Genomic DNA, 18,991 nt, shown 5'->3' with positions numbered 1-18,991 from the left:
TGTTGCATAAATCAGGCTCGGCCAGCGTAGAACGCGTAGCTCTGGTAGCCTGAACGGGATGAAACCAGCTCCACAGAAGTACCGCACGACCAATTGGAAAACGTACAACGAAGCGCTCAAGGCACGCGGCTCGCTACTCATCTGGCTTGACACGACGATGAACTGGCACGGCCAGCCGAGTGGTAAGCGAGGGCGCAGCCAGGCGTTCAGCGACGAGGCGATCCAGTTCTGCCTGAGCATCAAGTGCTTGTTCAATCTACCGCTGCGCCAGGCCATGGGCATGGCGCAAAGCCTGCTCAAGCTCGCTGGCCTGGACTGGCAGGTGCCTGACTTCAGCACCGTTAGCCGGCGCCAGAAATATCTACCGGTAACGATCGGAGCGCAGCCGACTGTAACCGGTAGTTGTCAACAAAGATGTCGCGTCAAGTCATGCGGCTTTTCTTAATTGCTCTGGCGGTTTCCGTTCCGGATTCAGCCAGACTTCATCGTTCAATTCCCAGTCCCGAGTAGCCCCACTCCAGCGCTCCGGATGGCGTTGCTTCGCAGCCTCGTAGATCTGCTTGCGGTGGTTCAGGATCGCCGCGTCCCTGCCGTCATGGCGCTGCGCAGGCGTCACGAATTTCAGGCCGCTGTGCTTGTGCTGATGGTTGTACCACTGCACAAATGACAGCGTCCATTGCCGCGCCTTTTCGATACTTTCAAACGGCTTGCTCGGATAGTTCGGCCGGTATTTGCAGGTCCGGAACAGTGACTCGGCGTAGGCATTGTCGTTACTCACACGAGGCCTGCTGAACGACGGCATGATCCCCAGCTTTTCTAACGTCGCCAACATTGTGGAGCCTTTCATCGAACTGCCATTGTCCGAGTGGAGCACCACCTCACGCCCGGCCAGTCCCTCGGCCAAGCTGGCCTTGTGCATCAGCAGCGATGCCATTTCAGCCGACTCGGCGACATTCACTTCGTGCCCGACGATCTTGCGGCTGTAGACGTCAAGTACCATGTACCAGTAAAAATACAAGCCCCGCACTCCGGTCGGCAACCACGTGATGTCCCACGCCCACAAGCGGTTCGGCTCGGTTGCGCAGTGGCTCGTGACGACCCTTGTGCTTGGCTTCTTTGCGCGGCCGCGGTGATGCTGCTGCTTCTCGTCTTTCAAGATCCGGTAGACAGTCGATTCTGATGCCAAATACTCGCCTCGATCAGCCAAGGTCGGCACGATCTGACTAGGCGGACTGCTGGCAAATTCAGGGCTGTTGGCAACCTCCAGAATTCGCTGGCGCTCGTCTTCGCTCAGCTTGTTGGCCGGCGCCACGCGGCGGCTGCCTTTTCGTCCGTCAACCTGGCCGTTATCGCCGTCACCGTCGCGCATCCAGCGCTGATAGGTGCGAAGGCTGATCTCCAAGGCGCTACAGGCCTGTGCACGCCGACACCCGCCGTCGACGGCTTCTTCAACCAGTGCAATCACCTGCTGGCGATCTGGAGTGCCGATCAATCGTCCTCGGGCTCCCCCCAGATCGCCTGGGCTTTTTTTCTGAGAATGATCAGCGCCGCTGCCTCTGCCAGTGCCTTCTCTTTGCGCTGCAAATCCTTCTTCAACTGCTTGATTTCTTTGCGGTCGCTTTTGCTTTGCTCGCGCAGCTCCCGGTTGCGCTCGGCCGGTGCTTCATTGGCCTGCTGACAGGCCTCGCGCCATTCGGCAACCTGCTCGACGAACAAGCCTTTGCCACGACAGTATTGAGCCAGTTCCGCCTCGTTCATGTGTGCCGTTTCCAGCACCACGCCAAACTTGTCGGCCGACGACCACACGACCGCATTCTTTCCATTTCCCGGCACCGGCACTCCCTGAGACTGTAGATTTCGTCGCCAAGTATAAAGTGTCTGTTCCGAGATGCCGCTCTCCTTCGCCAGGGCCGATACCGGCCTGTTCTCCGGTGGCATCATTTGCCGAAGAATGGCTTCCTTGCGTTCTGCTGGGTACTGATTCACTGCGCGTCTTTGCTCCGCCCCCGGATGGATTAAAGTGATTCAAGTGACGCGACATCTATCCTGACAGAGGGGGCACTCCAGAGCCAACAAATGGAGGTCAGGGCAGGTATGACTTGGCTGCCTTGCGACCTGAACGCAGGGCGGTTCCCAGGCGGTGCGCAAGACTGTCGCCTATGCACGGGTGTCCAGTCATGATCAAAAGGCTGACCTGGAGCGGCAAAAGCGGGTACTCGAATTGTACTGCGCGAGTCATGGATGGGCGTTCGATTTGATTGCCGACCTTGGGTCGGGCATGAACCATCGCAAAAAGGGCTTGAAACGTTTGCTCGACGGGATTGTCGAAGATGAGGTTGGACGCCTGGTCTTGACGCACAAGGACCGGCTGCTGCGTTTCGGCGCGGAGCTGATTTTGTCCCTGTGCCAGGCAAGGCAGGTCGAAGTGGTCATCATCAACCAGGGCGAAGACACCAATTTCGAAGAAGAGCTGGCCAGCGATGTGCTCGAGATCGTCACTGTCTTCTCGGCCCGTCTCTATGGAAGCCGCAGTCACCGCAACCAGAAGTTGATCGATGGCGTGCGTGCAGCAGTCAAGGAGTCGCAATGTACCTAGCCCATCGCATCCGACTCGATCCGAACAATGTCCAGGCGACGTACCTGGCGCGTGCCGCCGGCACTGCACGTTTCGCCTACAACTGGGCTTTGGTCGAATGGAAGCGACAGTACGAGGCAAGTAAGGTCGACCCGGAGGTGGACAAGCCACATGAGGCGGCATTGCGGCGCCAGCTCAACGCGATCAAGCGCGAGCAATTCCCCTGGATGCTCGAGGTAACCAAGAACGCACCGCAGATGGCGATCATTCAGTTGGGGCGAGCCTTCGCGAATTTCTTCAAAGGTCGTGCCCGCTATCCTGCCTTTCGCCGCAAGGGCCGTGACGATCGATTTACACTAAGCAATGAGCAGTTCCGTATCGAGGAAAAGCGCATCCACATTCCAATACTGGGATGGGTCCGTATGCACGAATTCCTGCGCTTCTCCGGGCGGATCGTCTCTGCCTCGATAAGCCGCATTGCGGGCCACTGGTACGCGAGCATCACTGTTGACATCAAGGATCGACCTCAACCGCCAGCCGAAACCCAAGGCGCGGTGGGAGTCGACCTCGGTGTCTCGGCGCTGGCCACGCTGTCGACCGGTGACGTGTTTATCGGCCCGAAAGCGTTGGGCACACTGCTTGCCCGTCTACAATGCCTGTCGCGCGAGGTCTCACGCAAAGTCAAAGGATCGCGCAATCGTGCCAAGGCAAAAGCCAGGCTTGCCCGGCTATACGCCCGGATCGCAGATCTGAGGCGCAACGGCCTGCATCAGTTGAGCACGTATATCACCCGCCGTTTCCACACCATCGGTATCGAAGACCTGAACGTGAAGGGCATGCTTGGAAATCGTTGTCTGGCCCGAGCGATCGCCGACATGGGATTTGGTGAATTGCGTCGCCAGCTGGAATACAAGGCGGCGCGGCGCGGCGGTCAGGTGGTCGTGGTGGATCGCTGGTACCCGAGCAGCAAGACATGCTCGTGCTGTGGCTACCGGATGGGTGTGCTTGCACTCACGGTGCGCCATTGGCGTTGTCCCGGCTGTGGCGCACTGCACGACCGGGACGTCAACGCGGCAATCAACCTGAGAAACATGGCGGTGAGTTTCACCGCATCGGCCTGTGGAGGGGCAGGCGCTGGCCTCGCGCGTCAAGTGCGAGGTGAAACCGGCCCCTGTGAAGCAGGAATTCAACAGCAAAGCTAACTATGGATAGCTTTGCGTAAGTTTGAAGGAACGGATAGCGCGATCGCAGCATGCGATCCTTCTGCCATCAAGCCGCGCGCAGCGCCGCCGCGGCCTTGGCCAGCTCGGTGATGTGGGCCCAGTCGCCGGCCGCGATCGCATCCTTCGGGGTCAGCCACGAGCCGCCCACGCAGGCCACGTTCTTGCAGGCCAGGAATTTCGGCGCGCTCTCGATCGAGATGCCGCCGGTCGGGCAGAAGGTCACGTCCGGCAATGGGCCGCCGATCGCATTCAGCATGCCGACGCCGCCCGCCGGCACCGCCGGGAACAGCTTCAGTTGCCTGAATCCTGCCTCGCGCGCCGCCATCACTTCGGACGGCGTCATCACGCCCGGCAGCAGCGGCAGGCCGCTCGACTTGGCCGCGTCGATCAGCGATTGGGTCAGGCCCGGCGAGACGCCGAACACGGCGCCCGCGTCGCGCGAGGCGGCGAATTCTTCCGGCTGGGTCAGCGTGCCGACGCCGACGATGGCGCCTTCGACCTGGCTCATGGCGCGGATCGCGCCCAGGCCGTGTTCGGTGCGCAGGGTCACTTCCAGCACGCGGATGCCGCCCGCCACCAGGGCCTTGGCCAATGGCACGGCGTGGTCGGGGTCGTCGATGGCGATGACGGGGATGACGCTCGCCGAGCGCATGATTTCAAGTAGGGTCATTGGTTGGCTCACTGGTTGGCTCACTTAGTCGTCCTGAAAAGATGGTCTTCGTCGGAGCCGGGGATGATCTCGCCGGCGTCAATGCCATCGTGCAGCGGCACGACGGTCTGTTTCGGCGACGGCAGCGGGAAGGTGGCTGCACCCTCCTCCGCCGCGCTGATCGAATTGCGGAACATGGAAAACAGTTCGCGGCCCATGCCGATGTGGCTCGAGGTCAGGTCTGCCGTGGCCTGCTTGCGCTGGGCCCAGACGTCCGCCGGCACCAGCGCTTCCATGGTGCCGGTATTCGCGTCGACACGGATCATGTCGCCGTCGCGCACCAGGCCCAGCGGACCGCCGGCCAGGATCTCGGGCGACACGTGGATCGCCGCCGGCACCTTGCCGGACGCGCCCGACATGCGGCCGTCGGTGACCATCGCGACCTTGTAGCCGGCATCCTGCAGATTGGCCAGCGCCGGGGTCAGCGCGTGCAGTTCCGGCATGCCGTTGGCGCGCGGGCCCTGGAAGCGGACCACGGCCACGAAGTCGCGGTTCAGCTTGCCGTCTTTATAGGCGTGCATGAAGTCTTCTTGCGAGTCGAAGGTCAGCGCCGGCGCTTCGACCGTGTAGTGTTCTTTCTTGACCGCCGAGACTTTCATCACCGCGCGGCCCAGGTTGCCCTTCACCAGCACCATGCCGCCATTGTTGTTGAACGGGTTGGTGGCCGGACGCAGCACGTTCTCGTCGCCGCTCACTGGCGCGGCGTCGCGGAACACGACCTTGCCGTCTTCGCCCAGGAACGGCTCCTTGCAGTGGTTGCGCAAGCCGCGACCGAGGATGGTGTTGACGTCCTCGTGCGCCAGACCGGCGTCGAGCAGTTCGCGGATCACGAAGCCCGGGCCGCCGGCGGCCTGGAAGTGGTTCACGTCGGCGTCGCCATTCGGATAGATGCGGGTCAGCAGCGGCACCACTTTCGACATCTCGTCGAAATCGTTCCAGTCGATCACGATGCCGGCCGCGCGCGCGATCGCCACCAGGTGCAGCGTGTGGTTGGTCGAGCCGCCGGTGGCGTGCAGCGCGGCGATGGCGTTGACGATGCTTTTCTCGTCCACGATGTGGCCGATCGGCATGTAGTCGCCGCCCTGCTGCGAGATCGCGACCGCGCGCTGGGCCGCGGCGGCGGTGAGCGCGTCGCGCAGCGGCGTGCCCGGCGTGATGAAGGCCGAACCCGGCAAGTGCAGGCCCATGACTTCCATCAGCATCTGGTTGCTGTTGGCGGTGCCGTAGAAGGTGCAGGTGCCGGCGCCGTGGTAAGAAGCCGACTCGCCTTCGAGCAGTTCTTCGCGGGTGGCCTCGCCCTTGGCGTAGCGCTGGCGGATCGCGGCCTTCTCTTTGTTCGAGATGCCGGTGGTCATCGGGCCACCCGGCACGAAGATGCCCGGAATGTGGCCGAAGTGCAGCGCGCCGATCAGCAGGCCCGGCACGATCTTGTCGCAGATGCCCAGGTACAGGGCGGCGTCGAACATATTGTGCGACAGGCCGACCGCGGTCGCCATGGCGATGGTGTCGCGCGAGAACAGCGACAGCTCCATGCCTGGCTGGCCTTGCGTCACGCCATCGCACATGGCCGGCACGCCGCTGGCGAACTGGGCCACGGCGCCGACTTCGCGCACGGCTTGTTTGATCACCTTCGGGAAATACTCGAACGGCTGGTGCGCCGACAGCATGTCGTTATAGGAAGAAACGATGGCGACCGAAGGTTCCTTGTATTCGCGCAGCTTCAGCTTGTCGTTGGCCGGGAAGGCGGCAAAGCCGTGGGCCAGGTTGGTGCACGACAGGGCGCCGCGCTGGACGCCCTTGATGCGGGCCGCTTCGAGATGTTCGAGATAGGCTGCGCGCGAGCGCTTGCTGCGCTGGATGATGCGGTTGGTGACCTGTTCTACTACGGGGTGGAGCGCCATGTTCGTTCCTTCCTGAATTTAGTATCTGAAATTTTACTACAGATTAGTACGCTGCGCTCATCTCCAGACCGTTTCTCTATGACGGCGGAACGATTGCGCGGCGCTCTACAGAGGGGAAAAGCATCCGGCAAATTGGATTCGCGCTGTTTTTTGTAGTGAATTTACGCGCAGATGCTTGTATTATTCGATAATCTATTATTGCCAACATTGTGCCACGCACCTCGACCCCATGCGCCAGCCTCCTTTGACCAGCACCGCCAGCTTCCAAGCCCTCGCCCAACACGCCGATACTGCCAAGACGTGGCAGATGCGCGACCTGTTCGCCGCCGATCCCGACCGCTTCGAGCGCTACTCGGACGAGGCCGCAGGCCTGTTCCTAGACTATTCAAAAAATCGCCTCGACGGGCGCACGCTTGAACTGCTGGTCCAGCTGGCGCGCGAGCGCGGCCTCGAGGCGCGCCGCGATGCGATGTTCGCCGGCGAAAAGATCAACAACACCGAGAACCGCGCGGTGCTGCACACCGCCCTGCGCGCGCCGCGCGGCGCCACGCTGGTGGTCGATGGCCAGGAAGTCAATGCCGACATCCACGCCGTGCTCGACCGCGTGAAGACCTTCACCGACGCCGTGCGCAGCGGCGAGTGGCTGGGCCATACCGGCAAGCCGATCACGGATATCGTGAACATCGGCATCGGCGGCTCGGACCTCGGCCCCAAGATGGTGGTGCTGGCCCTGCGCCACTACGCCCACCCGCGCCTTCGCATGCACTTCGTGTCGAACGTCGACGGCCACGACATGGATGCGGCGCTGGCCCAGGTCGATCCCGAGACCACGCTGTTCATCGTGGCCTCCAAGACCTTCACCACGGCCGAGACCATGATGAACGCGCAGACCGCGCGCGCCTGGTTCCTGCAGCATGCGCCTGAAGATGCGCTGGCCAGGCACTTCGTCGCCGTGTCCACGAATACCGAGGCAATCAAGACCTTCGGCATCGACCCGGCGAACATGTTCCCGTTCTGGGACTGGGTCGGCGGCCGTTATTCGGTGTGGTCGGCGATCGGCCTGCCGGTTGCGCTGGCGGTGGGCTTCGGCTACTTCAAGGACTTCCTGGCGGGCGCGCACGAGCTGGATGAACACTTCCGCACTGCCCCGCTCGAGCAGAACCTGCCGACGCTGCTGGCCCTGATCGGCTTCTGGAACCGCCAGTTCCTGGATTGCGCCTCGGTGTCGATCGCGCCCTATCATCAAGACCTGAACCGCTTCCCGGCCTACCTGCAACAGCTCGACATGGAAAGCAACGGCAAGCGCGTGACCCGCGACGGCCAACCGGTCGACACGCCGACCTGCCCGGCGATCTGGGGCGAGTGCGGCACCAATGGCCAGCACGCCTATTTCCAGCTGTTGCACCAGGGCACCGACGTGACGCCGATGGACTTCATCGCCGCCCTGCGCCCGGCCCACGAGATGGACAACCACCACACCGCCCTGCTGGCCAACTGCTTCGCCCAATCCGAAGCGTTCATGAAGGGCAAGACGGCGATTGAGGTGCGCGCCGACCTGCAGGCCCAGGGCCTGGCGGCGGAAGAGATCGAGCGCCTCACGCCGCACAAGACCTTCCCCGGCAACCGTCCGAGCAACACCATCCTGATGGAACGCCTGACGCCATCGACCCTGGGCGCCCTGATCGCGCTGTACGAACACAAGACCTTCGTGCAGGGCGTGATCTGGGATGTCAACAGTTTCGACCAGTGGGGCGTTGAGTTAGGTAAAGTGCTGGCGAAGAAGATCGAAGCCGAGCTGGCCGGCGAACCCGCGCCCGGCCAGCACGACAGTTCCACCAACGGCCTGATCGCCCGCGCCAAGGCTGCTTTCTGAAACCTTCTCCATCACACTATGGCAACGGAAAAATTTGAAGTAGTACACGATGCGCCGATGCTGGTCGGCGAATCCGCGATCTGGCACGAAGTCGAATCGGCGCTGTACTGGGTCGACATCGAGGGCTACACCGTCAACCGCCTGCACGCGGCAAGCGGCAAGTTCACCTCGTGGAAGATGGGGTCGAACCCGTCGGCGCTGGCGATCGACGACAACAACTTCCTGGTCGTGGCCACCCGCCACGGCCTGCTGCGCCTGAACACCACCGACGGGTCGGAGTCGCCGATCACGAACGCGCCCTACGATCCATCGAAGGTGCGCTTCAACGACGGCCGGGTCGATCCACAGGGCCGGTTCTGGATCGGCACCATGTACGAACCGCGCGACCAGCCGGCCGCCGAGATGTACGTGCTGGACAAGGATCAATTGCGCCGCGCCTGGAGCGGCGGCATGACCAACTCGAACGGCCTGGCCTGGAGCCTGGACGGCCGCACGATGTACCACGCCGACACCACCACGCACCGCATCGACTGCTACGACTTCGACCCGGCCCTTGGTGAGCAGAGCAACCGCCGCACCATCGTGACCTTCCCGAGCGACAAGTCGGCGCCCGACTACGGCGGCCGTCCGGACGGCGCCACGATCGATGCCGAGGGCATGTACTGGGTGGCGATGTTCGAAGGCGCGCGCATCCTGCGCATCGCGCCGAACGGCGAGATCGTGCGCGAGATCAAGCTGCCGGTGAAGTGCCCGACCTCGGTCGCCTTCGGCGGGCCGGACCTGCGCACCCTGTACATCACCAGCGCCAGCCATGGCAGGTCGAAAGAAGAGCTGGAACAGTATCCGCTCAGCGGCAAGGTGCTGTGCCTCAAAATGGACGTGGCGGGGCGCGAAGAGCCGGAATACCGCATGTGATGCCGGCGCGAGCGGCGTGAGCCAGCGCACCGAAGAAGTCTGCCTTCGCAGTTATATTGCACTGCAACATAACTGCGGAGGTAGCCGTGTCAAAATCTACCCCAACGACCCGCTTGCTGCGCGACCTGGCGCGCGCCGCCAGATCGCAACGCAAGCTGGTTGCCAAGCTATTCGACATCTATAGCGCGAAGCCGAGCGCGCGTTCCGTGGCCAGGCCACCCAAGCCGGCGCGGCCGAAACCGGCGCCTCCGGCCCAAGCGCGCCTGCCAGTCGCCTCGGGACGGTGGATCGAGGGCCATCATCTGCTTCCCTACTGGCTGTATCTTCCGCAACGCACACCCGAGCACGCCGCACTGACCGGCTGGCCGCTGGTCGTCATGCTGCACGGCTGCCATCAGACCGCGCTCGAATTCGCGCAAGGCACGCGCATGAACCGGCTGGCGCAGGCCAAGGGCTATGCGGTGCTGTACCCGCAGCAACCGGCGAGCGCGCAGGCGCAGCGCTGCTGGCGCTGGTTCGACCGCGCCGCCCAGGAGGGCGGCGGCGAGACCGGCGTGCTGGCGGCGCTCATCGATCATGTGTGCGCGGGGCACCGCATCGACCGCCGCCGCATCTATGCGTGCGGCCTGTCGGCCGGCGCCGGCATGGCCGCCATGCTGGCCCTGAACCATCCCGAGCTGATCGCCGCAATCGCCCTGCATTCCGGCCCGGTGTTCGGCGCCGGCCATACATCGCTGGGCGCCCTGCACGTGATGCGCCATGGCGCGGCGGCGCAGGCCGATGCGGCGATCCACGGCGTGCTGAAACGCCGCGCCACGCACTTGACTGCCGAGGCGATGCCCCTGATGCCGGCGCTGCTGATCCATGGCGAAGACGATCCGGTGGTCAGCCAGGTCAACCAGCAACACCTGACACGCCAATGGCTCCAGTTGAACGGTCTGCCTCCGGGGCCGGCCAGCCGCGTCGTCGCGATGCCGGCGGGACGCGGCGGCAGCCGCAACGCGCATGAAATCCAGGACTTCACGGCGCGCCGCAAGCTCGTCCTGCGCGTGGTGCGCATCGCGGGCCTGCGCCACGAATGGAGCGGCGGCGACCCGACGCTCAGGTTCAATGCGAAAGCGACGCCGAACGCCAGCCGCCTGGCGCTCGAGTTCTTCGGCAGGCACCGGCGATGAATGCGACCGTCCTCAGCGCCCCATCATCCGCGCCGAGTCGTACCCGATCCTGACCGCACCCCAGTGCTTCCCCTGGAACACGATCGGCATCGACAGGTCGTTGATCACTTCTCCCGTATCGCGCAGATAGGTCTGCAGCAGGAAGGGTTCGCGGTTCTTCGCCAGCCGGATGCCCACCGGATCGTCGAAGATGCGCTTGTTGCGGCAATACACGAGATCATGCTCGCGCTGCCCGGTCGACGGCCGCGAGAACTTGGTGTTGTGGGTAGGCGCATAGCCCCGGTTGTCGACCGCCAGCGCATAGGCGGCGCCCGGCAGTTCGGTCAGCACGCGGTCGAACATCTGCTGCAGGTCGCGCTCCACCGCGCGGTCGTACGAGGTCGTGAAACGCGGCGGATCGGATTGCGCGATTGGCCGGTACTGCTGGTCGAAGATGTTGGCGCCGCCGGCCGCGTGGCTGCTCAGGCAGGCCAGCACCTCGTCGCGCAGCGCGGTGGTGCCGTCCACCAGCGCATCGAAGGCCGTGCCGCCGGTGCGAAAGCCCGCCAGCACGCCCTGCAGCTCCTCGGTGGCCACCCGCACTTCGTCCACGCGGCGCGAAGCGTCCTGCATCGTGGTCTTGGCGCTGGAGGCGTTGTGCGCCACCTCTTCCACTTTCGCATTGATCTGCTGGTTGACGCCGTCGAGCGACTGCATCGCCGCCGCCATCTGGTCGACGGTGGCGGTCATGCGCTCGAAGTCGGCAACGAAAGCGGTGAGGTGGCTGGCCGCGCTGCCGGCTTCGCGCGCCGACACGTTCACGCCGTCGAGAATGCCGGCGGTGGCGCCGGAGGTCGACGTCACCAGCGCGCGCATGGCATTGCTGGCGGTGGCGATCTTGACCGCCTCGGCATTGACCACCTGCGACAGGCGCCGCACTTCGGAGGCGACCACCGCGAAGCCGCGCCCGGCCGGGCCGGCGCGCGCGGCCTCGATCGCGGCATTGATGGCCAGCAGATTGGTCTGGTTGGCCACGTTCTCGATCACGGTGCCGAACTCGCCGATCTCGCGCAGGTGGCCGACCAGCTGGGTCACGGTGCCGGAAAAGCCCTGCACCTGTTCCTCGATCAGCTTCATGCGCCGCTCGAGGCTGGCCAGTTCTTCCATCGATTCGCGCGCTTGCCCCAGGTTGCGCTGGGCGGTGTCGGCGATGCGCACCGTGCCGGCATTGACGTCGGCCGACAGCGCGGCCACTTCGCGCGCGCTGGCCGCCAGCGCATCGGCCGCCGCGTGCTGGCGCGCCGCCTGGGCCTGGGCCTGGTCGACTTCCTTGCGCAGGCGCGCGGCGTTGATCGCCGTGCGGATGCTGCCGTCGCGCGCCTTGACCACCAGCGTGCGGACGTTGCCGGACAAGGAGCGTCCATTGAATGGCGCCGCGACCTGCCGCAGCGCACGACCGATTTTATGCAACCACACCATGTCCCCTCCGTTCGCTGCTCGATTGGCAGCGATGTTTTCGCAAGGAAACTATAGTCGCATTTCCTGCAACTGTCATGCACATCCACTACCCACGTCGCATCCACGCCACCTCGGATGCGACCGGCATGAATCGGATATGGCACCATGGTGCGATACCTGACGCCACGTAGTAAATTTACTTGCTATCAAGGTATTTGTGTAGTAAATTTACATCGATATGCTTTCCGGTTCCAACCCCTTTATGCACCGACGACCGACCATGGCCCTTTCCGATTTCGATCTCGTTTTCTTTGGCGGCAGCGGCGACCTTGCGATGCGCAAGCTGTTGCCCGCGATGTACTCGCGCGACGTCTGCAACGACCTGCCCGACGCCAGCCGCATCATCTGCGTCGGCCGCGACGACGCGACCCAGGAAGAATTCCTGCGCATGGTCGAAACGAATTCGAAACCGCACATCAAGGACGGCCCGGATGAAGCCAGCTGGGCGCGCTTCCTGAAGCGCATCACCTACGTCGCGCTGAACGCGACCGACGTCTCGACCTACCAGGCGCTGGTCGAGGCCCTGCGCCATGACGCATCGCTCACCCGCGTGTATTACCTGGCCACGCCGCCGCAGCTGTTCGCCAAGATCTGCGACAACCTGGCCGCGACCGGCCTGGCCACGCCGAACTCGCGCGTGGTGCTCGAAAAGCCGCTGGGCCGCGACCTGGCCTCGGCCAAGCAGATCAACCTCGACGTCGGCAAGGTGTTCGCCGAATCGCAGATCTACCGCATCGACCACTACCTGGGCAAGGAGACCGTGCAGAACCTGCTGGCGCTGCGCTTCGGGAACATCCTGTTCGAGCCGCTGTGGCGGCGCGAATGGATCTCGGACGTGCAGATCACGATCGCCGAAAAGATCGGCGTCGGCAACCGCCTGGGCTACTACGACAATTCCGGCGCGCTGCGCGACATGCTGCAGAACCACCTGCTGCAGCTGCTGTGCATCGTGGCGATGGAACCGCCGACCTCGATCGCGCCGGACGCCGTGCGCGACGCCAAGCTGCAGGTATTGAGGTCTTTAAAACGTTTTACCCCGACCACGCTGTCGCAGAACATCATCCGCGGCCAGTACCGCGCCGGCTACATCGACGGCCAGCAGGTGCCGGGCTACCGCGAGGAACCCGATGCGCCCAAGAGCTCGCGCACCGAGACCTTCGTGGCGATGAAGGCCGAGATCGACACCTGGCGCTGGGCCGGCGTGCCGTTCTACCTGCGCACCGGCAAGCGCATGGCCGACCGCCTGGCCGAGATCGTGGTGCGCTTCAAGCCGATCCCGCACTCGATCTTCAACCAGCCGACGTCGAGCTTCCAGCCCAACAGCCTGGTGATCCGCCTGCAGCCGGACGAAGGCCTGTCGATGAACCTGATGGCCAAGACCCCGGGCGATTCGATGCGCCTGAAGCAGGCCGAACTCGAACTCGATTTCCGCGAACAGTTCAAGGCGCCGCGCATGGAGGCGTACGAACGCCTGCTGCTCGACGTGCTGCGCGGCCAGCTGACCCTGTTCATGCGCGGCGACGAGCTGGAAGCGGCCTGGGAATGGGTCGAGCCGATCCTCGAGCACTGGGAGCAGGACGACAGCGCGCCGGCGCCGTACACCTCGGGCACCTGGGGCCCGGCGGCGGCCAGCGCCCTGATCGGCCGCGACGGCCTGCAGTGGCGCGAAGAATCGCTGCCGGAAGACTGACGCTCGAGACCTGCTGGATACTTACTTATGCTGCTCGACTCGATCCGCACCCAGCTCGACACGCTCTCCAAATCGGAGCGCAAGGTCGCGCTCGCGGTGCTGGCCGCCCCTTCCGCGACCGTGAGCCAGAACATCACCGCCCTGGCGCGCAATGCCCAGGTGTCGGAACCGACCGTGGTGCGCTTTTGCCGCACGCTCGGCTACGACGGCTGGCACGAGTTCAAGCTCAAGCTGGCGCAGGGCCTGGCGCTGGCGCTGCCCGGCGCCAGCGAGGCGCCGCACCAGGACGACCTGGCGTCGGACCTGATCAACAAGATCTGCAGCCGCTCGATCAACACCCTGCTCGACCTGCGCAACAACCTCAAGCCGGAACTCGTCCAGCAGGCGCTCGAGATCCTGGCGCGCGCCAACAAGATCGAGTTCTACGGCCAGGGCACGTCCGGCTTCGTGGCCGCCGACGCCCAGCACAAGTTCTTCCGCTCGGGCGTGCCGACGGTGGCCTACACCGACCCGTCGATCCATTCGATCGCGGCGGCCCTGCTGCGCGAAGGCGATGCACTGGTGGCGATCTCGCAGCGCGGCAACAACCCGGCGCTGACCCGTTCGGCCAAGCTGGCCAAGGCCGGCGGCGCCGACGTGATCGTGCTGGCGCCGTCCGGCACGCCGCTGGCCGAGATGGCCACCCTGCTCATCCCGATCGACCTGGTGTTCGCCACCGACCCCTACACGCCGATCTCGGCGCGCCTGGCCTACCTGGTGGTGATCGACGTACTGGCGGTGGGCCTGGCGCTGCGCCGCGGGCCGGAGTTCCGCAAGAAGATGCAGAACGCGCAGAAGGCGCTGCAGGAGTTCGACATGCAGTTCGATTCGTTCATCGGCTGATCCACTGCCGTGGAAAAGGGTGAATTTTTCACCCTTGCATCCTTGTACACTTTTCGGCATACCAACTGCCGAGTACCTCGATGCCCCGTCATCCCCTTGCATTTCTCCTTTGCGCCATCCTGTCCCTGCCCGCCGGGGCCGGCGAGCAGCTCGGCTATTCTCCGGCCCAGGCCAGTTACGACTACGCGCAAACGGTGCGCAACGAGGTAAGTGCCGCGCTCAAGGAGCACCCGGACCGGGCCAGCCTCGAACAGGTGGCGTCGCGCCTTGAGCAGCTGCTCGCCTGGCTGGACACGCCCCTGACCCGCGACCTTGGCACCGGTTCCCGCGCCCTGTACTTCCGCGGCCTGGACGTGCAACGCGAGCTGGCCATCATCCATCTCCGGCTGGGCAATACCGACAAGGCGCTCGATGCGCTGGAGAGCATGCTCGATTACGGCTGGCTGGGCGACGCGATGGTGGCCGTGCTGGGCGACGAAGCGTTCGCGGCGATCCGCGGCGAGCCTCGTTTCCAGGCCATCCTGCGCACTTCCACCACCCCGCAGCGCATGCTGAAGGATCTTGGCGCCGACTCCCCTTATCGCGAACGACTTCCGGTGGAGGAACGCATCGCCGGCCTGACGCAATTCTGGTCCGATGCCAGGCAGTATTTCGTCCACTTCGACAATGCGCCGGAACTGGACTGGAACAAGACCTATCTCGAATTCCTGCCCAGGGTGATGGCGGCGGAAACCACCGCCGACTATTACCAGGTGCTGATGCAGCTGGCGCCGCTTTTGCGCGACGGCCACACCAATATCTTTGCGCCGCAAGAACTGGAAGAACGCTTTTACGCGCGCCCGCCGATCGTGACGGAGCTGGTGGGCGACACCGTGCTGGTGGTCGCCGTGAACAGCACGGCGCTGGCGAGACGACTGAAGATCGGCGACGAGCTGGTCGCCGTCGACGGCGTGCCGGTCAAGCGTCATGCCGAAGAGAAGGTAGCGCCGTTCGTGAGCAGCTCGACGCCGCAGGATCACGCGCTGCGCACTTATTCCTACCAGCTGCTGGCGGGCGACGCGGCCCGGCCGGTGCGCCTGACCCTGCGCGACAGTGCCGGACGCCAGCGTGAAGAAAGCGTTGCGCGCGGCCAGCAAGACCTGAACAGCCATGAAAAATTCGGATTCCGCATGCTTGCGGGCGACGTCGCCTATATTTCGCTCGACCATTTCGAGAGCGACGAGGGCGTCAAGGCATTCACGAAAGCCCTGCCGCAGATCATGCGCGCCAAGGGCCTGATCATCGACGTGCGCAGGAACGGCGGCGGCTCGGGTGTCCATGGCGAGCGCATACTCGAACACCTGACCCGGCAGGCAATCCCGCGCGCCATGAGCTTCATGCGCGGCACCAGCATCGTGGCGGGCGCGCAATCGCGCCTGGTGACCTGGGAACCGGTGGCGCGCTCCGCGCCTGCGCACAGCCGCGACGGCGATGTCTACGAAGGACCGGTGGCGGTGCTGACCAGCGCCGCCACCTTCTCCGCCGCCGAAGATTTCGTCCTTGCCTTCAATGCCCTGGGGCGGGGCGCCACGATCGGCGCCACGACCGGCGGCAGCACCGGCCAGCCGATGAGCATCCGCTTGCCGGGCGGCGGCTGGGGACGCATCTGCATCAAACGCGACCTGCTGCCCGACGGCGGAACGTTCGTCGGCCGCGGCCTGAAGCCGGACATCGAAGCCGGGCCGACCGTACAGTCGATCCGCAAGGGCGTGGACCCGGTGCTGGAGCGGGCACTGGCCCATCTCAGGGGCCTGCGCTGACGGCAAGAAACGCATTTGGTCTAGAATGGGCGGTTCCTGACCCTTGCCGATCAACCCATGGATCTCGATCTTTCAATGGCCGATCGGTCCTGACTAGTTAAATGCCGACGTTCTACAAGCTACTCCTGTCGACCCTCGTTGCGGCCGGCGCCCTGACGATGTGCATGGCCAAGTCCGAGCTGCAGCTGCCCGCTCCGATCGTGATGCGCGCCGTGAGCGGCGTCGAGAACGTCGAATTGCGCCACATCGGCTTCGACCAGCCCGGCGCGGGCCCATTCCAGCCGCTGTTCGGCCTTGACGACGCATTGTGGGCCAACTATCCGTCCGTGCTATATCTCGACAAGGTCTATCGCCGTGCCGGTCCGGGCAGCTTCGTCGTGCATCCTCGCGGCGACGTCCGCGCGCGCTACGTGGTCGAGGAACACGCGGACCGGTCCGAAGAAAGAATTGACCGCATCACCAGCCTGTCCATCCACGACCGCGACAGTGACGAACTGCTCGGCCGGAAATACCTGCGCGCCCGGCAGATCGATGCCGGACGCGTCCCGGTCGGCGAAGAGGCCATGGCGTTCGTGCGCAGGGTGCTGGGCACGGCGGCCCCGGCCGGCGGCCGGCCCGACCAGCCGCCGTATGGCGCAGCGCCCGTCACGCACACGCCGCTTCGGGCCGGCCGCATCGACCCTCCCATCCATGGAGGCGATGGCTGTCCGCCGTCCTACCGGATCGCGACGGCGGCGTCGCCCCGGCAGTTCGAGGCCGGCGCGTGGTCGTTCCGGCCATGGTCCGACGTCGACAGCTTTGCCTGCACCGGCAACTTCATCCTGGTGGCGTCGGGCGACGGCGCGCACCTGCTGCTCGACCTGCTGGACCCGACCGGCAAGCACCTGTTCCAGACCGAGGTCGCGATGCCGCTCGACGCGCGCGCCGAAGCGACCTTGCAACGCCTGCGGGTGAACGGCGAGCGCCTGCAGGTCGACGTGCATTATCGTCCTGGCAAGCTCCCCGACGGCAAGCCGAGGCTGCGCCAGCGGTTCAGGATGGTTATTTCGATGACACCGCCGGAGCCCGGAGCGCCTGCGGCAGCGGTGGCTGTAAAATAGCGGTTTTCGACCAGCATTTTCGCCTGACATGCATATCAATCCCGAACGCAGCGACCGTCCCGACTATGACCTGCTGGTGCGCCAGGTCACCAGCGTCCTCGAGGGCGAGCGCGACCTGACCGCCAATGCTTCCCAGTTCTCGGCCCTGGTCTACGACACGTTATCAAGCCTGAACTGGGCCGGCTTCTACTTCACGGTTCCCTCGAAAAAAGGCGAAGGCCAGGACCTGCTGGTCGGCCCGTTCCAGGGCAAACCCGCCTGCGCCCGCATCCCGTTCGGCCGCGGCGTCTGCGGCACGACCGCCGTCAAGCGCGAGACCATCGTGGTGCCGGACGTGCATGCCTTCCCAGGCCACATCGCCTGCGATTCGGCGTCCGCCTCGGAAATCGTCATTCCGGTGATCAAGGATGACAAGCTCATTGGCGTGTTCGATATCGACAGCCCGAAGCCGGACCGTTTCTCGGAAGAAGATCGCGCCGGCCTCGAAGCCATGCTCGCGGCATTCATTGCCGCCACCGATTTCTAATTGCGCCACACCATCCAGAGACCCACATGAACCAACTCGAACAGCTCAAGCAGTACACCACCGTGGTCGCCGACACCGGCGACTTCCAGTCGATCAAGGCCTATGCCCCACAGGACGCGACCACCAACCCGTCGCTGATCCTGAAGGCCGTGCAAAAGCCGGAATACCGTCCGCTGCTGGAAAAGGCGATCGCCGATGCGCCGGGCGCGTCGACCGAAGCGATCGTCGACAGCCTCCTGATCGCTTTCGGCGTCGAGATCCTGAAGTACGTGCCGGGCCGCGTCTCGACCGAGATCGATGCCGCGCTGTCGTTCGATACCGAAGCGACCGTCGCCAAGGGCCGCGAGCTGATCGCCCTGTATGAAAAGAATGGCGTGTCGCGCGAACGCGTCCTGATCAAGATCGCGTCGACCTGGGAAGGCATCCGCGCCGCCGAGATCCTGGAGAAAGACGGCATCCACTGCAACCTGACCCTGCTGTTCTCGCTGTGCCAGGCGGTGGCCTGCGCCGAAGCCGGCGTCAAGCTGATCTCGCCGTTCGTCGGCCGCATCTATGACTGGTACAAGAAATCGACCGGCACCGACTATCAAGGCGCCGACGATCCGGGCGTGCAGTCGGTCAAGCGCATCTACCAGTACTACCGCAAGTTCGGTTACGACACCGAAGTGATGGGCGCGAGCTTCCGCAATACCTCGCAGATCCTGGAACTGGCCGGTTGCGACCTGCTGACGATCTCCCCGGACCTGCTGCAAAAGCTGGCCGACAGCGACGCGCCGGTCGAGCGCAAGCTGGTCAAAGACGACAGCGCCGATATCGAGAAGATCGCGATGGACGAAAAGACCTTCCGCTTCATGCTGAACGAAGACGCAATGGGCACCGAGAAGCTGGCCGAAGGCATCCGCGCCTTCGTCGCCGATTCGCTCAAGCTCAAGCAGATGATCGAAGGCATGCGTTAAACGCTGCGGCGTTAACGACGAACCCGGCCGCGGCCGGGTTTTTTATTGGGAATGCGCGTTCAGCGCGCCTTCAACGTAAGCGTGCAGCCCAACCACCTGTAATGTCGCCGCGATGACATGCAGACTCGAGGTTTTCTACTTCGAGGATCCCATGACCCGTCAACGCATTT

14 protein-coding genes and 2 pseudogenes are annotated in these 18,991 nt (G+C 64.3%); 12 read left to right on the top strand and 4 right to left on the bottom strand.

Annotated features, from left to right (window positions below):
• Window positions 1–58 precede the first annotated feature (58 nt).
• A pseudogene (locus tag HMPREF9710_RS09970) lies at window positions 59–397 on the top strand (transposase); the annotation flags it as partial.
• Window positions 398–427: 30 nt separating this feature from the next.
• Here the strand turns inward: HMPREF9710_RS09970 and HMPREF9710_RS09965 are convergent.
• Window positions 428–1,986, bottom strand: a protein-coding gene (locus HMPREF9710_RS09965; RefSeq protein WP_229409704.1) for an IS3 family transposase whose coding sequence is annotated in 2 segments (ribosomal slippage) — window positions 428–1,524 and window positions 1,524–1,986 — 1,560 coding nt in all. Because the reading frame shifts where the segments join, the coding sequence is not laid out codon by codon here.
• Window positions 1,987–2,146: 160 nt separating this feature from the next.
• Between HMPREF9710_RS09965 and HMPREF9710_RS09955 the strand changes: the two are divergent.
• Window positions 2,147–2,596 (top strand): annotated as a pseudogene (locus tag HMPREF9710_RS09955) (IS607 family transposase); the annotation flags it as partial.
• Complete coding sequence (locus HMPREF9710_RS09950) at window positions 2,587–3,777, top strand: RNA-guided endonuclease InsQ/TnpB family protein (protein WP_005665976.1); 1,191 nt, start codon at window positions 2,587–2,589, stop codon at window positions 3,775–3,777. The pseudogene HMPREF9710_RS09955 and the gene HMPREF9710_RS09950, both read left to right, overlap by 10 nt.
• 67 nt (window positions 3,778–3,844) lie before the next feature.
• On the opposite strand, the gene eda is transcribed toward HMPREF9710_RS09950, so the two are convergent.
• Window positions 3,845–4,468: a bifunctional 4-hydroxy-2-oxoglutarate aldolase/2-dehydro-3-deoxy-phosphogluconate aldolase gene (gene eda, locus HMPREF9710_RS09945; protein WP_005665974.1), complete on the bottom strand. Its 624-nt coding sequence runs from the start codon at window positions 4,466–4,468 to the stop codon at window positions 3,845–3,847.
• A 20-nt stretch (window positions 4,469–4,488) separates the two neighbouring features.
• Window positions 4,489–6,408 carry a phosphogluconate dehydratase gene (edd, locus tag HMPREF9710_RS09940; RefSeq protein WP_005665972.1) on the bottom strand — a complete coding sequence of 640 codons (1,920 nt, stop codon included), beginning with the start codon at window positions 6,406–6,408 and terminating at the stop codon, window positions 4,489–4,491.
• 229 nt (window positions 6,409–6,637) lie between these two features.
• On the opposite strand from edd, the gene pgi reads away from it, so the two are divergent.
• The 3 genes from pgi (at window position 6,638) to HMPREF9710_RS09925 (ending at window position 10,371) form a co-directional block, all read left to right on the top strand.
• Complete coding sequence (gene pgi / locus HMPREF9710_RS09935; RefSeq protein ID WP_005665971.1) at window positions 6,638–8,281, top strand: glucose-6-phosphate isomerase; 1,644 nt, start codon at window positions 6,638–6,640, stop codon at window positions 8,279–8,281.
• 57 nt (window positions 8,282–8,338) lie between these two features.
• On the top strand, window positions 8,339–9,196 hold the full coding sequence (locus HMPREF9710_RS09930) for an SMP-30/gluconolactonase/LRE family protein (RefSeq protein ID WP_005665969.1): 858 nt from the start codon (window positions 8,339–8,341) through the stop codon (window positions 9,194–9,196).
• Between the two features lie 86 nt (window positions 9,197–9,282).
• The gene (locus HMPREF9710_RS09925) at window positions 9,283–10,371 is read left to right on the top strand and encodes an extracellular catalytic domain type 1 short-chain-length polyhydroxyalkanoate depolymerase (RefSeq protein ID WP_005665967.1); all 1,089 of its coding nucleotides are present in this window, start codon (window positions 9,283–9,285) and stop codon (window positions 10,369–10,371) included.
• Between the two features lie 12 nt (window positions 10,372–10,383).
• Here the strand turns inward: HMPREF9710_RS09925 and HMPREF9710_RS09920 are convergent, their stop codons facing one another.
• Entirely contained in the window at window positions 10,384–11,763 is a 1,380-nt protein-coding gene (locus tag HMPREF9710_RS09920) for a methyl-accepting chemotaxis protein (protein WP_229409761.1), read from the bottom strand.
• Window positions 11,764–12,088: 325 nt separating this feature from the next.
• On the opposite strand from HMPREF9710_RS09920, the gene zwf reads away from it, so the two are divergent.
• From zwf to tal, 6 genes are all read left to right on the top strand, one after another.
• A complete protein-coding gene (gene zwf, locus HMPREF9710_RS09915) occupies window positions 12,089–13,558 on the top strand; it encodes a glucose-6-phosphate dehydrogenase (protein ID WP_005665964.1) in 1,470 nt (489 codons plus the stop codon).
• A gap of 27 nt (window positions 13,559–13,585) precedes the next feature.
• Window positions 13,586–14,440: an SIS domain-containing protein gene (locus HMPREF9710_RS09910; protein WP_005665962.1), complete on the top strand. Its 855-nt coding sequence runs from the start codon at window positions 13,586–13,588 to the stop codon at window positions 14,438–14,440.
• Window positions 14,441–14,520: 80 nt separating this feature from the next.
• The gene (locus HMPREF9710_RS09905; protein WP_005665960.1) at window positions 14,521–16,239 is read left to right on the top strand and encodes a S41 family peptidase; all 1,719 of its coding nucleotides are present in this window, start codon (window positions 14,521–14,523) and stop codon (window positions 16,237–16,239) included.
• 101 nt (window positions 16,240–16,340) lie between these two features.
• Window positions 16,341–17,339, top strand: a complete 999-nt coding sequence (locus HMPREF9710_RS09900) for a hypothetical protein (RefSeq protein WP_005665957.1) — start codon at window positions 16,341–16,343, stop codon at window positions 17,337–17,339.
• Window positions 17,340–17,367: 28 nt separating this feature from the next.
• Entirely contained in the window at window positions 17,368–17,865 is a 498-nt protein-coding gene (gene msrC / locus HMPREF9710_RS09895; RefSeq protein ID WP_005665956.1) for a free L-methionine (R)-S-oxide reductase MsrC, read from the top strand.
• 26 nt (window positions 17,866–17,891) lie between these two features.
• The gene (gene tal, locus HMPREF9710_RS09890) at window positions 17,892–18,821 is read left to right on the top strand and encodes a transaldolase (RefSeq protein ID WP_005665954.1); all 930 of its coding nucleotides are present in this window, start codon (window positions 17,892–17,894) and stop codon (window positions 18,819–18,821) included.
• Window positions 18,822–18,991 lie beyond the last annotated feature (170 nt).

The sequence above is a fragment of the Massilia timonae CCUG 45783 genome, assembly GCF_000315425.1.
Classification (GTDB): domain Bacteria; phylum Pseudomonadota; class Gammaproteobacteria; order Burkholderiales; family Burkholderiaceae_D; genus Telluria; species Telluria timonae.
This window is presented reverse-complemented; position numbering and strand designations above follow the sequence as displayed.